Annotated in this window: 15 protein-coding genes and 1 pseudogene; 8 read left to right on the top strand and 8 right to left on the bottom strand. The window is 59.9% G+C overall.

Annotated features, from left to right (window positions below; genetic code table 11):
- Window position 1: 1 nt before the first annotated feature.
- Window positions 2–895, top strand: a complete 894-nt coding sequence (locus tag ACZZ0G_RS30275) for a LysR family transcriptional regulator (RefSeq protein ID WP_463558790.1) — start codon at window positions 2–4, stop codon at window positions 893–895.
- Window positions 896–1,217: 322 nt separating this feature from the next.
- On the opposite strand, the gene ACZZ0G_RS30280 is transcribed toward ACZZ0G_RS30275, so the two are convergent.
- Complete coding sequence (locus tag ACZZ0G_RS30280; RefSeq protein ID WP_463558791.1) at window positions 1,218–2,162, bottom strand: aldo/keto reductase; 945 nt, start codon at window positions 2,160–2,162, stop codon at window positions 1,218–1,220.
- Between the two features lie 117 nt (window positions 2,163–2,279).
- On the opposite strand from ACZZ0G_RS30280, the gene ACZZ0G_RS30285 reads away from it, so the two are divergent.
- Together ACZZ0G_RS30285 and ACZZ0G_RS30290 are read left to right on the top strand one after the other, a co-directional pair.
- A complete protein-coding gene (locus tag ACZZ0G_RS30285; protein WP_463558792.1) occupies window positions 2,280–3,050 on the top strand; it encodes an alpha/beta hydrolase in 771 nt (256 codons plus the stop codon).
- 88 nt (window positions 3,051–3,138) lie between these two features.
- Window positions 3,139–4,005 carry a CAP domain-containing protein gene (locus ACZZ0G_RS30290; RefSeq protein WP_463558793.1) on the top strand — a complete coding sequence of 289 codons (867 nt, stop codon included), beginning with the start codon at window positions 3,139–3,141 and terminating at the stop codon, window positions 4,003–4,005.
- On the opposite strand, the gene ACZZ0G_RS30295 is transcribed toward ACZZ0G_RS30290, so the two are convergent.
- From ACZZ0G_RS30295 to ACZZ0G_RS30320, 6 genes are all read right to left on the bottom strand, one after another.
- A complete protein-coding gene (locus ACZZ0G_RS30295; RefSeq protein WP_463558794.1) occupies window positions 3,975–4,916 on the bottom strand; it encodes a DHH family phosphoesterase in 942 nt (313 codons plus the stop codon). The genes ACZZ0G_RS30290 and ACZZ0G_RS30295 overlap by 31 nt on opposite strands.
- A complete protein-coding gene (locus ACZZ0G_RS30300) occupies window positions 4,913–6,109 on the bottom strand; it encodes a cysteine desulfurase family protein (RefSeq protein WP_463558795.1) in 1,197 nt (398 codons plus the stop codon). The genes ACZZ0G_RS30295 and ACZZ0G_RS30300 overlap by 4 nt, the downstream gene beginning before the upstream one ends.
- A gap of 70 nt (window positions 6,110–6,179) precedes the next feature.
- Window positions 6,180–6,950, bottom strand: a complete 771-nt coding sequence (locus tag ACZZ0G_RS30305; RefSeq protein ID WP_463558796.1) for a sulfite exporter TauE/SafE family protein — start codon at window positions 6,948–6,950, stop codon at window positions 6,180–6,182.
- Between the two features lies 1 nt (window position 6,951).
- On the bottom strand, window positions 6,952–8,001 hold the full coding sequence (gene selD, locus ACZZ0G_RS30310; RefSeq protein WP_463558797.1) for a selenide, water dikinase SelD: 1,050 nt from the start codon (window positions 7,999–8,001) through the stop codon (window positions 6,952–6,954).
- Window positions 8,002–8,197: 196 nt separating this feature from the next.
- The gene (locus tag ACZZ0G_RS30315; protein ID WP_463558798.1) at window positions 8,198–9,481 is read right to left on the bottom strand and encodes a Zn-dependent hydrolase; all 1,284 of its coding nucleotides are present in this window, start codon (window positions 9,479–9,481) and stop codon (window positions 8,198–8,200) included.
- 136 nt (window positions 9,482–9,617) lie between these two features.
- Window positions 9,618–11,102 carry an NCS1 family nucleobase:cation symporter-1 gene (locus tag ACZZ0G_RS30320; protein ID WP_463558799.1) on the bottom strand — a complete coding sequence of 495 codons (1,485 nt, stop codon included), beginning with the start codon at window positions 11,100–11,102 and terminating at the stop codon, window positions 9,618–9,620.
- 624 nt (window positions 11,103–11,726) lie between these two features.
- On the opposite strand from ACZZ0G_RS30320, the gene hydA reads away from it, so the two are divergent.
- The 3 genes from hydA (at window position 11,727) to preA (ending at window position 15,968) form a co-directional block, all read left to right on the top strand.
- Window positions 11,727–13,166, top strand: a complete 1,440-nt coding sequence (hydA, locus tag ACZZ0G_RS30325) for a dihydropyrimidinase (RefSeq protein WP_463558800.1) — start codon at window positions 11,727–11,729, stop codon at window positions 13,164–13,166.
- 159 nt (window positions 13,167–13,325) lie between these two features.
- Window positions 13,326–14,693, top strand: coding sequence for an NAD(P)-dependent oxidoreductase (locus ACZZ0G_RS30330; RefSeq protein ID WP_463558801.1), 1,368 nt, complete (start codon window positions 13,326–13,328; stop codon window positions 14,691–14,693).
- The gene (gene preA / locus ACZZ0G_RS30335; RefSeq protein WP_463558802.1) at window positions 14,694–15,968 is read left to right on the top strand and encodes an NAD-dependent dihydropyrimidine dehydrogenase subunit PreA; all 1,275 of its coding nucleotides are present in this window, start codon (window positions 14,694–14,696) and stop codon (window positions 15,966–15,968) included.
- Window positions 15,969–16,250: 282 nt separating this feature from the next.
- Here preA and ACZZ0G_RS30340 read toward each other — a convergent pair whose 3' ends face one another.
- Window positions 16,251–16,871 carry a TetR/AcrR family transcriptional regulator gene (locus ACZZ0G_RS30340; RefSeq protein ID WP_463558803.1) on the bottom strand — a complete coding sequence of 207 codons (621 nt, stop codon included), beginning with the start codon at window positions 16,869–16,871 and terminating at the stop codon, window positions 16,251–16,253.
- Between the two features lie 139 nt (window positions 16,872–17,010).
- On the opposite strand from ACZZ0G_RS30340, the gene copC reads away from it, so the two are divergent.
- Window positions 17,011–17,373 carry a copper homeostasis periplasmic binding protein CopC gene (copC, locus tag ACZZ0G_RS30345; RefSeq protein WP_463558804.1) on the top strand — a complete coding sequence of 121 codons (363 nt, stop codon included), beginning with the start codon at window positions 17,011–17,013 and terminating at the stop codon, window positions 17,371–17,373.
- Between the two features lie 3 nt (window positions 17,374–17,376).
- A pseudogene (locus tag ACZZ0G_RS30350) lies at window positions 17,377–17,835 on the top strand (copper homeostasis membrane protein CopD); the annotation flags it as partial.

Raw genomic sequence — 17,835 nt, forward strand, 5'->3', positions numbered from 1 at the left:
AATGCTGCGTGAAAATGCCACCGACCTGCTCGCTTTCCTCGCCGTCGCCCGCGAGCGCAGTTTCACCAAAGCGGCGGCCAAACTCGGCGTTTCGCAATCGGCGCTCAGTCACACGATTCGCGCGCTTGAAGCGCGTTTGGGCCTGCGCCTGCTGACCCGCACGACTCGCAGCGTCTCCCCCACCGAAGCCGGCGAGCATCTGCTGCAAACCATCGGCCCGCGCTTCGAAGAAATCGAACTGGAACTCGCCGCCCTGAGCAACCTGCGCGACACCCCGGCGGGCAAGATCCGCATCAATGCCACCGATCACTCGCTGAACTGGTTGCTGCGTCCGGTGTTCAAGGACTTTCTGCCGCAGTACCCGGACATCAGCATCGAGGTGAGTTGCGACTATGGTTTCGTCGACATCGCCGGCCAGGGTTTCGACGCTGGTGTGCGCCTGGGCGAAGACGTCGCGCAAGGCATGATCGCCACCCGCATCGGCCCCGACATGCGCATGGCGGTGGTGGGATCACCCGCCTATTTCGCCAAACGCACCCCACCGCAAACGCCACGCGATCTAACCGACCACGCCTGCAACAACCTGCGACTGCCTACCAACGGCGGGCTGTACAGTTGGGAATTCGAGAAGGCTGGCGAAAGCCTGAAAGTACGGGTGTCCGGGCAGATCACCCTGAACGGCGTTTACCCGTTGCTCGACGCTGCGCTGGACGGTTTCGGATTGAGCTACATCCCGCAAAACGTCGTCGCGCCGTATCTGGCCGACCGCCGTTTGCTGCAGGTGCTTGAGGATTGGTGCCCGACGTTTTCCGGGTATCACCTGTATTACCCGAGCCGACGTCAGGCTGCGCCGGCGTTTGCCCTGTTGCTGGAGGCGTTGCGCTATCGCGGTTGATGGCTTGTCACTTTTTATAACAACCGGCAGCGCCCCAGCACGCCTTGGCGATTTTGACTGCTGCCTCCACAGAGCTTGCAGATACCGTCGCAATCTGCCCGCGTTGCATGCCCATGCACACGTACTGTTCCTCAAAGGCGTAGGCCCCGAACAAAATCAAGACGAGACACACCCCAGTGAAATAAGCACATCTCCGGCTGTGCACGTCCATGATTGCTCGCCACCAAAAGCCTTCCAACTGTCAGATATGACAGTCCTTCAGACCATTTGGAAATTAATGTGCTCAGGAACCAACTCTAAATGACGGTCGCTGGCGACATCGTCAGCCCACCAACGCAATCAACTGATGGCGCTGCGCATCGGTGAGCATCGGCCCGAACCCGGCCCTGGCGTTATCGGCCATGTAACGCGGATTGCCCGTGCCGGGTATCACGCAAGTCACCGCCGAATGCGAGAGCAGAAACTTCAACGCCAGTTGCGGCCAGCTGTTGACCTGCACATCCGACACCCAGCCTGGCAGCGGCTTACCCTTTAGCCGGGCGAGCAAATCGCCGCCACCGAACGGCCGATTACAGATCACCGCCACCCCGCGTTCGCGACACAACGGCAGGATGCGTTTTTCCACGCCACGGTCATCGAGGGCGTAGTTGATTTGCAGAAAATCCAGTGGTTCGGCCTTCAACACCGTCTCGACTTCGTCGTAAGCCGAGGGCGTGTAATGGGTGATGCCGATGTAGCGGATGCGCCCCTGCGCTTTCCATTCACGCAGGGTCGGCAGGTGGGTTTGCCAGTCGAGCAGGTTGTGAATCTGCATCAGGTCGATGCGTTCGGTGCGCAGCAGGTTGAACGACTGTTCCATCTGCGCGATGCCCTCCTCGCGCCCGCGCGTCCACACTTTGGTCGCCAGAAACGCCGGCGAACGCGGTTCGTGGATCGACAGCAGCTCACCGGTGGTTTCCTCTGCCCGGCCATACATCGGTGAGCTGTCGATCAGCATGCCGCCCTTGGTGAACAGCTCATCGAGCACCGCCGGCAATTGCCGGTAGGCCGGATCACCGGGGGCGACGTCGAAACCGCGATAGGTGCCCAGCCCCACGATGGGCAGCGACTCGGAGCTGGACGGGATGGCGCGGGTCTGCATGGCTTGGCCTCCGGTGGTCGCGGGCGTCGTAGCGGTGGCCAACGCCCGATCAAAGGTGAAGACCGCCGAAACCCCGGCAGCCAGCGTGAGCAATCGGCGACGGGAGTAACCCTCAGTGTGGCTCATGCTGGTTCCCCTGCTGCGTGGATCTGTTGCATGTTGTGTGTGTGTGCGAGCGGCCCGGTGGCAGCGCTGGACTACACTGCGACAGCGAACCCTCCACACCCCGTTAAAAGTAGCCGAATGTCCCGAACCCTGATGTCACTCGTCGCATTGATCGTTGCCGTGTACCTGGTGCTGTGCGCGGCGCTGTTCTTTTTTCAGCGTTCGCTGATCTATTTTCCGCAGCCCAATGCCGTCAACTCGGCTGATTCACGGATGACACTGGCGATGCCGGACGCCCAGGTTTCAGTGGTCACCCGCGAGCGCGTCGGGCCAAGGGCGCTGATCTATTTCGGCGGCAACGCCGAGGACGTGTCGCGCAATCTGCCGGAGTTTACCGAGACGTTTCCCGAATACGCGGTGTATCTGCTGAACTATCGCGGTTTCGGTGGCAGCGATGGTTCACCGTCCGAGGCGGCGATTGCCGAGGATGCGCTGGCGCTGTTCGATCAGGTCTACGCCAGTCACCCGCAAGTGGCCGTGGTCGGGCGCAGTCTCGGTTCCGGCGTGGCGGTGCGTCTGGCCAGTCAACGGCCGGTGCAACAGTTGATTCTGGTAACGCCTTACAACAGCCTCGAAGAAATCGCTGCACGGCAGTATCCGTGGGTGCCGGTGACGTGGTTGCTCAAGGAACGCTTCGAGTCGGGCAAATACGCCGCGCATATCCGCGTGCCGACATTGCTGCTGGCGGCGAGTGACGACGAGGTGATTCCACGTGCCAGCACCCAGCGTTTGCTGGAGAACTTCCCGCAAGGCGTGGCGATGCTCCGGGTGGTGCCGGATTCGGGGCATAACTCGATTTCCGACCGAGCGCAATATTTGCAGTGGATGGCGGATGTGTTGAATCGGTGAACCAAGTCCCGATTCCTCAGTCCTACCCGCGCCGCTTTCTGCGGTTCACTCAACCTTCGCGCTGTCCTCCTTCAGAGCTGCCCGTCCCATGCGCCACGCCGTTCGCTCGCCTCGCTTCGTTTCGCTGTGCCTGCTGATCCTTTCACCACTGTTCGCTGAAACCGCCCACGCCGGTGCGGAGCGCCAACTGGTGGCTGCCATCAACGACTATCGTGCCCATCCGCAACGCTGTGATCGGCGCCCGGCGCAGCGCCTGGCACCGTTGGCGCTGAAGTCGAACCTGGCCTTGCCGGTCGGTTATCGCTACGCCGGTGGCATGCGTGAAGCGTTGAAGTCGTCCGGCTATTCCGCCGTCGCGGTGCGTAGTATTCGCGTGATCGGCGCCGAGGATGCCGAAGAAGCTTTCGACCTGCTGCAGAACGACCACTGCGCCGCGCTGCTGGATGCGAGCTATGCCGACATCGGTGTCAGTCGTTCGCGCAATGAATGGCAAGTGGTGTTGGCGCAACCGGTGCTCGACAGCCGTGTCGGCGACAATCGCAGGGTCGGCAAGGCACTGCTTGCCGAGGTCAACGCCGCGCGCGCCCGGCCACGGATGTGCGGACGCCAGCGCTTCGCCGCCGCCCGGCCATTGAGCTGGAACGCCGCACTGGGCGCCGCCGCGCAGGGGCACAGCAAAGCCATGGCCTACGGCAACTATTTCGCCCATCAGGACCCGGACGGCGACCTGCCTGCCGATCGCGCCCGCGCGGCGGGTTATCGCGGCCGGCAAATCGGCGAAAACATCGCCGCCGGACAGCGTTCACCGGGCAAAGCCATGGCCGGATGGCTGGCCAGCCCCGGCCACTGCGCCAACCTGATGAACCCGATGTTTACCCAGGTCGGCGCCGGGTTTGCCAGTGAGGCACGCAGTGATGAAGGGGTTTACTGGACGATGGTGTTTGGCGCGCAGTGACTGGTCGCGTCCAGTGCCAATTTCAAAAGTTCCTTGCGCAGCATTGACGGCGCCAGCACGGCCAATCCGGCCTGCCAGTCGAGTGGCAACAAGCGATTGAGCTTTTGCTGGCTGACCTCGGCTGGCGCCAGAAAACAGCTTTTACGATCGCGGATACTGATCACATTCAACAGCCCGTCATCGCCCTGCTCGGCCATCCAGCGCTTGATCGTTGAACCGTGCTTTTGCAACAGCGTATCGGCATCCCACACGGTCATTTGCGCGAAGACCTGCGGCAGACAGGTTTCGGGCTTCATCTGTTTGAGATCGGCGGCCAAAGCGGCGCAAATATCAGATTCCACGGCAGCCTGGCACTCGATGAAATACTGCGCCGGCCAGTCCGCCGACAAATTCGCCAGCCGGGCGAGCAGCGCATACGCCTGCACATCCTGCGCCGTGGTCATTTGCCCGGTGAAATTCAGGGTGTTGTCGAGTATCGCCGTGGCCAACAGCGCGGCGCTTCGCTGACTGATGTTCGGCAACAAATCAGCCCTCTCCCAACGCTGAAAAACTTGCGTGGCGGCAGCCCCGATCGGGCGGATATCGGCGGCAGAGCCAAGTCTCTGCGCCCAGTAATGCTCGTAACCGGGATGATGGTCGATGACTTCCACCACCTGATCGAGCACCACTATCGGGTCGAAATGGTGGTGATCCGAGACATCCACCAGAACGAACTCATCTTCAGCTGTCGGCAGGTAATCGTCGAGCGAGTCACCGTTGATCTTCAGGCGTTCAGGAATGCTGGCATTGAGCGGCGCACCGCTGACCGCCCGGGCCGCCACGCCCTGGCAGTTCAGCAGTTCGGCATACGCTATGCAGCAGGCATATGCATCAATGTCCAGGTAAGCCGAACCGGACGTCACCACTCTCACAACGCGTGCTCCTCAAGCCGTTCTGCCGATGTGCCCAGCGGTAGATTCAGGGCCTGAGCGATGCCGGTCAGAATCCGTTGGTAGGCAACCTGACACTGTTCCTCTGCAATGGAAATCCGCACCGTGCTCGCGGCGATCCGCTCAGGGTAGCCCAATTGCGTGACGGTATTGGACAGGTTGTTTTTCTTGTCCGAACAGGCTGATCCACCCGTGATGTAGATTGCCTGGTTGTTCAATGCCCACTGCAGTTTTTTGGTGTTGATCCCCGGCAGTGCGACGAAGCTGACGCAGGGCACTCGAGGCGCTTGCTGTCCGATTACGACCACTTCACCGAGCAGGTCTTGCAGTGTGTTTTCAAAGCACTCCCTCGCGTGTTGCACCTCGTCTTTACCGAGCGAGTACTTGGCGTGCTTTTCCTGCAAAGCGGTTTCGATTGAAAGAATGCCCGGGTAGTTCTGCGTACCACCGCGCAGCCCGCCCTCCTGGCCACCACCTGCAATCAACGGCGATAAGTCGTAACGATTCTTCGCATACAGAAACCCCGCGCCCGGCAGTGCGCCGAACTTGTGTCCCGAGGCAATGGCGAAGTCGACGCCGGATGCCTGCAGATCCACGGGGATTTTACCGATGGCCTGGGTCATGTCGGAAAACAGCAACCCGCTTTGCGCCTTGACCCGACGAGCAATGGCTTCGAGGGGTTGAATCACCCCAGTTTCGTTATGCACGGCCATGACACAGACCAGCGTCGGTCGCCCTGCATAAGCGATCAACAATTGCTGCAGCTGTTCGAGGTCGAGCAACCCGCTGGTGTCATGACCGACAGCCACGGCGTGCAGGCCTTCCAGGCAATAACGCTTGATGTTCTGCAGCGTACAAGCGTGTTCTATGGCCGAGTACAGCACCACCGGCCGCTCGTGCTTGTAGCGTTCGAAAAAATCATGGAAAACCTGTGCGCAACCTTCGCTGGAACCGCTATTGAAAATCAGACATTGCGTGTCGACATTCAACAGTCGAGCGACGCTGCCCCGCGCCCGCTCCACCCGTTCCAGCAACTGCACACCGAGGGCATGGTTGGCATTGGGGTTAGCGCACTGACGAGTCGAGAACAGCGCCTGGAGCATGTTGCTGACGCCCATCGAGACCGGTGCCGAACCACAAACATCGGCATAAATTGCATCCACAGCGATATCCATATCAAACACTTCCAGTTTTCTGTTTTATGTCATTAGGATGCTGCCCGAGTCCTCGGACAGTCGTGATTATTCAAATGATCAAGCGCGCCATGAGCTGAATCGAACAGAGCAGAACGAAGGCATTCAGTGCACGTTTCAAATGCCTGGCCTCCAGTCGATGAGACAAGGCCGCGCCCACAAATCCGCCCAACACAATCCCGATCACCAGTTCACCGGTGTAACCGAGAAACTCCCCCGCTGAGCCCAGCCGGCCAAACAACGCCCCACTGGCGCCGATGATGCCGATCAGCGCCGAGGTCGAAATGGCCTGTTTGATGGGTAGGCCGAACAGGCTGATCAATACCGGCAGATAAATGAAGCCGCCCCCCTGCCCGACCAGTCCGCACACCACGCCGAGCAGCAGCCCGGTCAACGGCAGCGACAGCGCCGGGTGGTTGCACAACAGGGCAACCGGCTGACGGAACAGGTACGTCACCAGCAGCGACAACAAACCCAGCAGCCCGAAAACAAACAGAATGAAGTTTTCGCTGAACGCATCGGCATGAACCGAGGCAAAAAAGTTGGCAACGGCCATTGGTATCGCAAAACTTCTGATCACTCGCCAATCTGGCTCAAAGCGGACCCGGTGCAGCGCAAACGAAACCAGCGAAGAGAAAAACCCCTGTGCGGAAGACAGCCCCGTGACCACTTCAATCGGTAACTTCTGACCGGACAACATCGGATAAACCAGTACCAGAAGAGGCGTCACAATGATGCCTCCACCGATACCGAACAGGCCCGACATGAACCCGGCCATCACTCCCACACCGGTCATGACCGGGTAGAACGTCATGGCAGTCATCTCAGCTCACCTTGATCTTGCCCGTCCCGTCCGTCACCCGGCCAATCACCATCAGATCGGCAGACAACGATTGCCACGCTTGTCGGTTTTCCGCCAGGCACGCTTCGCTGACGGTAAACAGCAACCCGCCGTTGGTTTGCGGATCGTGCAGCAGGAACTTGTGCGCCAGCGACAACTCGCCAAGGTATTCGACGTGCTGCGCGTACTTTCTGATGTTGGCGAAAACGCCGCTTTCAGAGGAAGTCACCGCCACCGCCAGTGATTCGGCAGCGTCATAAAAGGCCAGTGCCGCGGTATCCAGCGGCACATCCAGCTGCCCTAGCCCGACCATTTCACTGATATGACCGATCAGGCCAAAACCGGTGATGTCGGTCAGGCTGCTGACCTCGGGACTGGCGCTCAGGGTGCGGCCAAATTCGTTGTCACCCGTGATCAGCGCGAGGGTGTGCGGAGCAATATCGGCTTGCTCGAGAATCCCGGCCTTCAGCGCGTTGGCGAGGATGCCTACGCCCAGCGGACGCGTCATCACCAACACATCGCCGGCCTTGGCGGTGTTGTTCTTTTTCAAACGATTTTTTTCGACCTGGCCGATGATTGAAAAGCCGTAGAGCGGTTGGCTGTTCTTGATCGTGTGCCCGCCAACGATGCTGACATTGAACTTGTTCATGACTGACTGGGCGCCGAGGATCATCTGGGTCACCTGCTCCACCGGTACCCGCTCCGGATCGAACGCCATGATCGAGTTGGCAATCAACGGGTAACCGCCGGACGCAAAGATATCGCTGACCGCGTTGCTGGCCGCCAATTGGCCGAACACGTAAGGATCGTTGACGATCGGCGAAAAATAGTCGGTTGTGAACAGCAGGTAATTGTCGCCGTTGTCATACACGGCGCAATCATCGGAGGACTCGAAACCCAGCACCACTTTGTCATCCGAAACGGTATTGGCCGCTGCGGTTTCCGACAGGATTTTGCTTAAAACGCTGGATGGGATCTTGCACCCGCATCCGCCACTCTCAGATTTATCCATAATCTGGCAAAACGTCGACATCACACTTCCTTAGAATCCATATTCCGTTTTAAAAACAGCGTATTACGCCGCCCAGCACCTGTTACATCATGTTTCAGGCAGGGGCAAAATCGCACACTCTGATGACGGAAATATGACAAGGCGAATAGATTTCGACGTCTGAACAATGACAACGGGATAACAGCTCATAACGCGTTATCCCGTTGTTACTACGCACTCAAGCCGCGCGTTGCCCTTCCGCGACCATCGCCGAAGCCGCCAGCATCGCCCGCAACAACACCGCGCACCCTGCGGCCAGATCATCCGGCGCGGCGTTCTCGATTTCGTTGTGGCTGATGCCGCCCTCGCACGGCACGAAAATCATCCCGGCCGGGCCGAGTTCGGCGAGGAAAATCGCGTCATGCCCGGCGCCGCTGACGATGTCCATGTGCGACAAGCCAAGGCCTTTCGCCGCACCGCGCACCGCTTCCACGCAACCTTTTTCGAAGTACAGCGGCGGGAAATCTGCTGTCGGCGTCAGTTCATAGGTCAGGCCATGTTCTTCGCAAGTGGCCTCGATGACCTGCTTCACTTCGGCGATCATCGAGTCGAGGCGCGCCGGTTCCAGGTGACGGAAATCGAGGGTCATGCGCACTTCGCCGGGAATGACGTTGCGCGAGCCGGGGTAGGCTTGCAGGCAGCCAACGGTGCCGCAGGCGTGAGGTTGATGGCCGAGCGCGGCGCGGTTGACCGCACCGACGATCACCGAGGCGCCGACCAGTGCATCTTTGCGCAGATGCATCGGCGTCGGGCCGGCATGCGCTTCGACGCCGCGCAGCTTGAGGTCGAACCACTTCTGCCCCAGAGCACCGAGCACCACGCCGATGGTTTTCTGTTCGTCTTCGAGGATCGGGCCTTGTTCGATGTGCGCTTCGAAATAAGCGCCGACTTTATGCCCGCTGACTGTGCGCGGGCCGGCGTAGCCGATGGCGTTGAGCGCTTCACCAACGGTGACGCCGTCGGCATCGACTTTGGCGAGGGTTTCTTCGAGGGTGAATTTCTCGGCGAACACGCCAGAACCCATCATGCACGGAGCGAAGCGCGAGCCTTCTTCGTTGGTCCAGACCACCACTTCCAGCGGTGCTTCGGTTTCCACTTTGAGGTCGTTGAGGGTGCGCAGGACTTCGACGCCGGCCAGCACGCCGAAGCAGCCATCGAACTTGCCGCCGGTGGGTTGGGTATCGATGTGGCTGCCGGTCATCACCGGTGGCAGGTCGGGATTGCGCCCCGGGCGGCGGGCGAAGATGTTTCCGACCTCATCGACCGTGACGCTGCATCCGGCGTCCTTGCACCACTGCACAAAGAGGTCGCGGGCCTGACGGTCGAGGTCGGTCAGGGCCAGGCGACAGACGCCGCCCTTGACCGTCGCGCCGAGTTTGGCCAGTTCCATGAGCGACGCCCACAGGCGATCGCGGTTGATGTGCTGATGGGTTGATTGCAGAACGTCTACGGCTGCGTTCATGGGGATCTCCTCAGTGTTGATGCCGATAGTTCCCACGCTCTGCGTGGGAACTCATCCATGGACGCTCTGCGTCCGCTGTTGGGACGCAGAGCGTCCCGGGCTGCGTTCCCACGCAGAGCGTGGGAACGATCATGTGCTACACCGCCGACTTCACGACCGAAGGCTGCGCACGCATCACGCACAACCCGTAATAAATAATCCCGCCCAGCGCCGAGCCGGTGAACCAGCCATAGCTGTAGAACCAGCTGAACGCATCGCTGCCCAGCGACATCACGGTCAGCACCACCGGCACACCAAACGCGACAAAACCGGCCCGGTTCCACGCCGGATAGACGTCATCGCGGTACAACCCGGCCAGGTCCAGTTGCTGTTTCTTGATCAGGAAATAGTCCACCACCATGATCCCGGCGATCGGTCCGAGCAGGCTCGAATAACCCAGCAGCCAGTTGGAATAGACACTTTCCAGGCTGACCTCGGAAACGATCCAGCCGAGTTTTTTCAGCAACTCATGCCCCATCAGCAACAGCCCGACCAAGCCGGTCAGCAACACCGCTTTGGTGCGATTGATCACCTTGGGCGCGATGTTCTGAAAGTCGTTGGTCGGCGAGACAATGTTGGCTGCGGTGTTGGTCGATAGCGTGGCGATGATGATCAGCGCCATCGCCACCGCGACCCACACCGGACTTTGAATGTGACCAATCAGCGTGACCGGATCAGAGACAGTCACACCGACCAGTTTCACCGAGGCGGCGGTCATCACAACGCCCAGCGCAGCGAACAGAAACATGGTCAGCGGCAGGCCGATGATCTGCCCGAGAATCTGATCTTTCTGGCTCTTGGCATAGCGGCTGAAGTCCGGAATGTTCAATGACAACGTCGCCCAGAAACCGACCATCGCCGTCAACCCGGCGGCGAAGTAACCGTAGACGCTGGCGCCTTCTGGGCGTTTGGCCGGGATCGCCATCAGTTCAGTCATCGACACATTGGGCATCGCCCACACCAGCAGACCGATGCCGACCGCGACCAGCAGCGGTGCCGACAAGGTTTCCAGCCACTTGATCGACTCGGCGCCGCGAATGACCACCCACAGGTTCAGCGCCCAGAACACCATGAAGCCGATCACCTCCCCCGTGCCGCCGAGGGATTTCCAGCCCTCGAACACCGAGCCGAGAAACAGGTGAATCGCCAGCCCGCCGAACATCGTCTGAATGCCGAACCAGCCACACGCCACCAGCGCGCGGATCAGACACGGTACGTTGGAGCCGAGAATCCCGAACGATGAGCGCAGCAATACCGGAAACGGAATGCCGTACTTGGTGCCGGGGAAAGCGTTGAGCGTCAGCGGAATCAGCACAATGATGTTGGCGAACAGAATCGCCAGCAGCGCTTCGCCAACGCTCAAACCGAAGTACGCCGTGAGCACGCCGCCGAGGGTGTAAGTCGGCACGCAGATCGACATGCCGACCCACAGCGCAGTGATGTGCCATTTGTTCCAGGTTCGTTCGCGCACCTTGGTCGGTGCCATGTCGTGGTTGTAACGGGGACTGTCGAGGACGTCGCTACCGGCTTCGAGTTCGAACAAGCCGTCGCGCTCGGTCACTTGCGATCTGTTCTGTTGCATGGCCGCTCCACTGTTCTTCTGATTATTTTTTTGCTCATCAGGCGGCTGCACACGAGGGTGCGAGCCGGACGATGGCCGGAGGAACTGACAACTTTCATGCACCGGCCATGGTGTCAGCGGCGGCATCAATAAACGTGCCGGGTGCCCCGCTTCGCGCTATGGCCGAGCGTTAAACGCGTTGCAACTTTCTGATATTCATCAGTTTTAATTATTCACCGGGTGAGTTTGCGGAAACTTGTCTGGGTGCTCAGGCTAAACACTTGGCAAGTTGTCCGAACAGACAGGACTCAATCTGGTGCACTGCATTTATTTTCATTGTGAGCGAGCAGCCGCAGCTCAACTTCAAGCGGCTGATTTCACATAGGAAATCTTGCTCATATTTCCATCCTGTCAAGTGCGTCAAAATGGTGAACGGCCTCACCATTTTGGTGATTCTGTATTTTTATCGTTATTTTTCAGCAACTTAAAACAGCCATAAGCTTATAAAAAATATTCTTGCTCTATTGCAAATCTGCGACTAGTTTCTATTCCTGACAGCGCTGACAGGAATACACCCTGCACGCCGTACATCAATAAAACATCTAGAACCGACAAAAGTCGGTCAATGCCTGCGAGGAACTCGGAATGTCTCTGTTGATCCGTGGCGCCACCGTTGTTACCCATGATGAAAGTTACCGCGCCGACGTCTATTGCGCTGACGGCGTGATCAAAGCCATCGGTGAAAACCTGGATATTCCCGCCGGTGCAGAAGTGCTCGACGGCAGCGGCCAATACCTGATGCCCGGCGGCATCGACCCGCACACCCACATGCAACTACCGTTCATGGGCACCGTGGCCAGTGAAGATTTTTACAGTGGCACGGCGGCCGGTCTGGCCGGCGGCACCACGTCGATCATCGATTTTGTAATTCCCAATCCGCAGCAGTCGCTGATGGAAGCGTTTCATCAGTGGCGCGGCTGGGCCGAGAAATCCGCGTCCGACTATGGCTTTCACGTCGCGATCACTTGGTGGAGCGAGCAGGTGCGTGAGGAAATGGCCGAACTGGTCAGCCATCACGGCATCAACAGCTTCAAGCATTTCATGGCATACAAGAACGCGATCATGGCCGCCGACGACACGCTGGTGGCGAGTTTCGAGCGGTGTCTGGAACTCGGCGCGGTGCCGACCGTGCACGCGGAAAACGGCGAGCTGGTCTATCACCTGCAGCGCAAGTTGATGGCCCAAGGCATCACCGGGCCGGAGGCGCATCCGCTGTCGCGTCCGTCGCAGGTTGAAGGTGAAGCGGCGAGCCGGGCGATTCGTATTGCTGAAACCATCGGCACGCCGCTGTATCTGGTGCACGTCTCGACCAAGGAAGCCCTCGACGAAATCACTTATGCGCGCAGCAAGGGTCAGCCGGTGTACGGCGAAGTCCTCGCAGGGCATTTGCTGCTCGACGACAGCGTCTATCAACACCCGGACTGGCAGACCGCCGCCGGTTACGTGATGAGCCCGCCGTTCCGCCCGCGTGGCCATCAAGAGGCGCTGTGGCACGGGCTGCAAAACGGCAATCTGCACACCACAGCGACTGATCACTGCTGCTTCTGCGCCGAGCAAAAAGCCGCCGGGCGCGATGACTTCAGCAAAATTCCCAACGGCACCGCTGGTATCGAAGATCGCATGGCGGTGTTGTGGGACGAAGGCGTCAACAGTGGGCGTTTGTCGATGCAGGATTTCGTCGCCCTCACCTCTACCAACACGGCGAAGATCTTCAATCTCTATCCGCGCAAAGGCGCGATTCGCGTCGGTGCCGATGCCGATCTGGTGCTGTGGGATCCGCAAGGCACCCGGACCATTTCCGCCAAGACCCACCATCAGCAGGTGGATTTCAACATCTTCGAAGGCAAAACCGTGCGCGGCGTGCCGAGCCATACCGTCAGCCAGGGCCGCGTGGTTTGGACCGATGGCGACCTGCGCGCCGAGCGCGGTGCCGGGCGGTATATCGAACGGCCGGCTTATCCGGCGGTGTTTGATTTGCTGAGCAAGCGGGCTGAGTTGCACCGGCCGACTGCCGTTAAACGCTGATCCCCCGAAGATGATCGTTCCCACGCTCTGCGTGGGAATGCAGCCCGTGACGCTCCGCGTCACTGGACGCGGAGCGTCCCTAGAGGCATTCCCACGCAGAGCGTGGGAACGATCTGCCCATCAGAGGCAGCACCTCAAATAACCGTGAGGCCATAAACCGTGATCGAGACCCTGAACCATCTCCCCCACCCGCACGAAAGCGCGGCCGCCCTCGCCGGGCATTTCACCGATCTGGCGCCGCCGCTCAATGACCGGCAAGCGCATCTGGAAGCCTCGCGCTGCCTGTATTGCTACGACGCGCCGTGCGTGAATGCGTGCCCGAGCGAGATCGATATCCCGTCGTTCATCCGCAACATTCATCAGGACAACGTCCCCGGCGCGGCGCAGAAAATTCTTTCGGCGAACATCCTCGGCGGTAGTTGCGCCCGCGTCTGTCCAACCGAAATCCTTTGCCAACAAGCTTGCGTGCGCAACAACGCTCAGGAATGCGCGCCGGTGCTGATCGGCCTGCTGCAACGCTACGCCGTCGACAACGCACACTTCACTGAACACCCGTTCCAGCGCGCCGCCGCCACCGGCAAACGCATCGCCGTGGTCGGTGCCGGCCCTGCCGGGTTGTCCTGCGCCCATCGCAGCGCCATGCACGGTCATGACGTGGTGATTTTCGAAGCGCGGGAGAAGGCTGGCGGCCTCAATGAGTACGGGATCGCCAAGTACAAACTGGTCGACGACTACGCGCAGAAGGAACTGGATTTTCTCCTGCAGATTGGCGGCATCGAGATTCGTCACGGGCAAAAACTCGGCGAGAATCTGACCCTCAGCGAATTGCATCAACAGTTCGACGCGGTGTTCCTCGGCCTCGGCCTCAACGCCAGCAAGCAACTCGGTTTGGCCCATGAAGATGCCCCGGGCCTGCTCGCCGCCACCGATTACATCCGCGAATTGCGCCAGGCCGATGACCTCACGCAACTGCCACTGGCCGAACGCTGCATCGTCCTCGGCGCCGGCAATACGGCGATCGACATGGCCGTGCAAATGGCTCGCCTCGGCGCCCGTGATGTGAATCTGGTGTATCGCCGTGGGGCCGCCGACATGGGCGCCACCGATCACGAACAAGACATCGCCAAAGCCAATCAGGTACGCCTGCTGACCTGGGCACAACCGGAAGAGGTGCTGCTCGACAATCAGGGCCAGGTGCGCGGCATGCGTTTCGCCCGTACCGATCTGGTCGACGGTCGCCTGCAAACCACCGGTGAGACCTTCGAACTGGCCGCGGATGCAATCTTCAAAGCCATCGGCCAGGCCTTCGACGGCAGCGCCCTCGCCGATCCGCTGGCTCGCGAACTCAAGCGTCAGGGCGAGCGCATTCAGGTCGATGAAAACCTGCGCACCAGCATCCCCGGCGTGTATGCCGGCGGTGACTGCACCAGCCTCGATCAAGACCTCACCGTGCAAGCCGTGCAGCACGGCAAACGCGCCGCCGAGGCGATCAACGTTCAACTGATGCTCAACGTGGAGGCTGCGTAAATGGCCGATCTGTCGATAGTCTTCGCTGGCATCAAAGCGCCGAACCCTTTCTGGCTGGCCTCCGCGCCGCCGACCGACAAGGCCTATAACGTGGTCCGCGCTTTCGAGGCGGGCTGGGGTGGCGTGGTCTGGAAAACCCTCGGTGAGGATCCGGCGGCGGTCAACGTGTCGTCGCGTTACTCGGCGCATTACGGCAACAACCGTGAAGTGCTGGGCATCAACAACATTGAGCTGATCACCGACCGTTCGCTGGAAATCAACCTGCGCGAAATCACTCAGGTGAAGAAGGACTGGCCGGACCGCGCGTTGATCGTTTCGCTGATGGTGCCGTGCGTCGAGGAGTCGTGGAAGTACATTCTGCCGCTGGTAGAAGCCACCGGAGCTGATGGCATCGAGCTGAATTTCGGCTGCCCCCACGGCATGCCGGAGCGCGGCATGGGCGCGGCGGTCGGTCAGGTGCCGGAGTACGTCGAACAAGTCACCCGCTGGTGCAAGACCTATTGCTCGCTGCCGGTGATCGTCAAACTGACGCCGAACATCACCGACATCCGCGTCGCCGCCCGCGCCGCCCATCGTGGTGGTGCGGACGCGGTGTCGCTGATCAATACGATCAACTCGATCACCAGTGTCGACCTGGAACACATGGTCGCCCTGCCCACCGTCGGCAGCAAAAGCACCCACGGCGGTTATTGCGGTTCAGCGGTGAAGCCGATTGCGCTGAACATGGTCGCCGAGATTGCCCGCGATCCAGAAACCCAAGGCTTGCCGATCTGCGGCATTGGCGGCATCGGCAGTTGGCGCGATGCGGCGGAATTCATGGCGCTGGGCAGCGGCGCGGTGCAGGTGTGCACGGCGGCGATGCTGCATGGTTTCCGCATTGTCGAGGAGATGAAGGACGGGTTGTCGCGGTGGATGGACAGTCAGGGTTACGCCAGCATCGCCGAGTTTGGCGGGCGTGCGGTGGGAAATACTACGGACTGGAAGTACCTCGACATCAACTACCAAGTGATCGCCAAGATTGATCAGGAGGCGTGCATTGGTTGCGGGCGTTGCCATATTGCTTGTGAGGACACTTCACACCAGGCGATTGGCAGTCTGAAGCAGGCGGACGGCACGCATAAATATGAAGTGATTGATGAGGAGTGTGTGGGTTGTAACTTGTGCCAGATCACTTGTCCGGTGGCGGACTGCATCGAGATGGTGCCGACGGAGACTGGGAAGCCGTTTCTGGATTGGAATCATGATCCGCGCAATCCGTATCACGTTGCAGTCTGAAAAAGCCCCTCACCCTAGCCCTCTCCCAAAGGGAGAGGGGACTGATTGGGGGATGCTGGCAAACTCCGCCGACCTGAAAGAGCTGTTGTGAATCCAGAATCGACCAGAGTTCGAAGGCAAGAACCGCTTTGTATCCATAACTGATGCATGAACAAGCCAGAACCCCTTTGAATCCATAATCGACGCGGTTCTTCAGGTCGATGTACCTCGAGAGACACGTCCGTAGGGGCCCTCTCCCTCCGGGAGAGGGCTGGGGTGAGGGTCAGCCTTTGATCTTGCTCTTCAAGGTTCCAGCCCGATCCCACGCAAGATCACACTCGTCACCGTCTGCACCGCCCGCTCAAACTGCATGTCCGACAACGGCTGATGCTCATTCAGAATATTCACCTGATGATCAAAGTCAGCATAGTGCTGCGTCGACGCCCAGATCATGTACAGCAAACCCGACGGTTCCACCGGCAAGATCCGCTTGTCCTCGACCCACTGACGAATCTTCGCTTCCTTCATCTTCGCCCAGTCATACAGGCTGACATCCAGCGCCTCGCCCAAGGTCGGCGCGCCGTGGATGATTTCGTTGGCCCAGACTTTCGAGCCGTACGGCCGGCTGCGCGAGTGGTTCATCTTGGCGCGGATGTAACTGCTGAGCACCACACGCGGGTCGTCGAACATCTCGAAGCACAACGCGTCCTGCTTCCACACCTCCAGCAGGTCGAACAGCACCGCGCTGTACAGCTCGCTCTTGGTTGAGAAGTAGTAATGCAGGTTGGAGCGCGGCAGTTGCACTTCAGCCGCGATGTCGGCCATGGCCGTGCCGCCAAAGCCTTTTTCGGCGAAGACTTTTTCCGCCGCGAGGAGAATTTTCTCGACGTTGTTGCGACGAATCTCGATCTTGTGATTGCCCATGAGGGCTCCCTGACAACAGCGTTGTCCAAGACTAGCATCCGCTCTGGTCCGCGGGCGACCGCTGCAAACAAAACTTCGTACAGCGGCAAGCGGATGGCTAAACTGACGCTTCTTTACTCCTGCCTCAGAGGTATTCGCGATGCTGTTCAAGAACGTCATGACCACCACTGCCCTGCTCGCTTCGCTGTTCGCCGCATCTTCCGTGTTCGCCCACGCCCACCTGAAAAGCCAGACCCCGGCTGCCGACAGCACCGTCGCTGCTCCCGCCGATTTGCGTCTGACCTTTTCCGAAGGTGTCGAGGCCACGTTCACTAAGGTCACCGTGACCAAGGATGGCGCAGCAGTCGCGATCAAGCCGCTGACCACCGAAGGCGACAAGAAAACCCTGATCGTCACCCCCGCCGCACCACTGGCGGCCGGTGAATACAAAGTCGAATGGCACGCGGTATCGGTCGACACGCACAAAAGCGAAGGCGCCTACCAGTTCAAGGTGGGCCAGTAATTCATGAGTGAAGCGCTGGTGCTGTGCCGCTTTGTGCATTTCATCGTGGTGTTGATGCTGTTCGGGGCCTGGCTGTTCAGGCCGTTGCTGCTCAAGGATGAAGCGCCACAAGTGGATCGGCACCTGGCGCGGCTGGCGCGCTGGCTGAGCACTGTGGCACTGCTCAGCGGGATCGCCTGGGCGCTGTTGATCACCGCGAGCATGGCCGGTTCGGCAGCGGCGGCGTTTGATCCGGACACGGTTGCGCTGGTGCTGGGTAACACGTTTTTTGGTCAGGTGTGGCGTTGGCATCTGCTGATCAATGCTGTGCTGTTGGCGCTGTTGTTTTCGCCTTGGCGTTCAAATATGCCGTTGCGGCTGGGCTTGAGCGCTTTGCTATTGGCAACCCTCGCACCGGTTGGGCATGGCGCCATGCTCGATGGCGTCAGCGGGCAATTGCTGATTCTCAACCAGATCGTACAT

This window comes from Pseudomonas sp. AC169 (assembly GCF_979258515.1).

What these genes read in the sequence shown, in the direction of transcription:
- ACZZ0G_RS30275 (WP_463558790.1), top strand. Translation starts at nt 2, where the DNA reads ATGCTGCGTGAAAATGCCACCGACCTGCTCGCTTTCCTCGCCGTCGCC.
- ACZZ0G_RS30280 (WP_463558791.1), bottom strand. Translation starts at nt 2,162, where the DNA reads ATGAGCCACACTGAGGGTTACTCCCGTCGCCGATTGCTCACGCTGGCT.
- ACZZ0G_RS30285 (WP_463558792.1), top strand. Translation starts at nt 2,280, where the DNA reads ATGTCCCGAACCCTGATGTCACTCGTCGCATTGATCGTTGCCGTGTAC.
- ACZZ0G_RS30290 (WP_463558793.1), top strand. Translation starts at nt 3,139, where the DNA reads ATGCGCCACGCCGTTCGCTCGCCTCGCTTCGTTTCGCTGTGCCTGCTG.
- ACZZ0G_RS30300 (WP_463558795.1), bottom strand. Translation starts at nt 6,109, where the DNA reads ATGGATATCGCTGTGGATGCAATTTATGCCGATGTTTGTGGTTCGGCA.
- ACZZ0G_RS30305 (WP_463558796.1), bottom strand. Translation starts at nt 6,950, where the DNA reads ATGACTGCCATGACGTTCTACCCGGTCATGACCGGTGTGGGAGTGATG.
- selD (WP_463558797.1), bottom strand. Translation starts at nt 8,001, where the DNA reads ATGTCGACGTTTTGCCAGATTATGGATAAATCTGAGAGTGGCGGATGC.
- ACZZ0G_RS30315 (WP_463558798.1), bottom strand. Translation starts at nt 9,481, where the DNA reads ATGAACGCAGCCGTAGACGTTCTGCAATCAACCCATCAGCACATCAAC.
- ACZZ0G_RS30320 (WP_463558799.1), bottom strand. Translation starts at nt 11,102, where the DNA reads ATGCAACAGAACAGATCGCAAGTGACCGAGCGCGACGGCTTGTTCGAA.
- hydA (WP_463558800.1), top strand. Translation starts at nt 11,727, where the DNA reads ATGTCTCTGTTGATCCGTGGCGCCACCGTTGTTACCCATGATGAAAGT.
- preA (WP_463558802.1), top strand. Translation starts at nt 14,694, where the DNA reads ATGGCCGATCTGTCGATAGTCTTCGCTGGCATCAAAGCGCCGAACCCT.
- ACZZ0G_RS30340 (WP_463558803.1), bottom strand. Translation starts at nt 16,871, where the DNA reads ATGGGCAATCACAAGATCGAGATTCGTCGCAACAACGTCGAGAAAATT.
- copC (WP_463558804.1), top strand. Translation starts at nt 17,011, where the DNA reads ATGCTGTTCAAGAACGTCATGACCACCACTGCCCTGCTCGCTTCGCTG.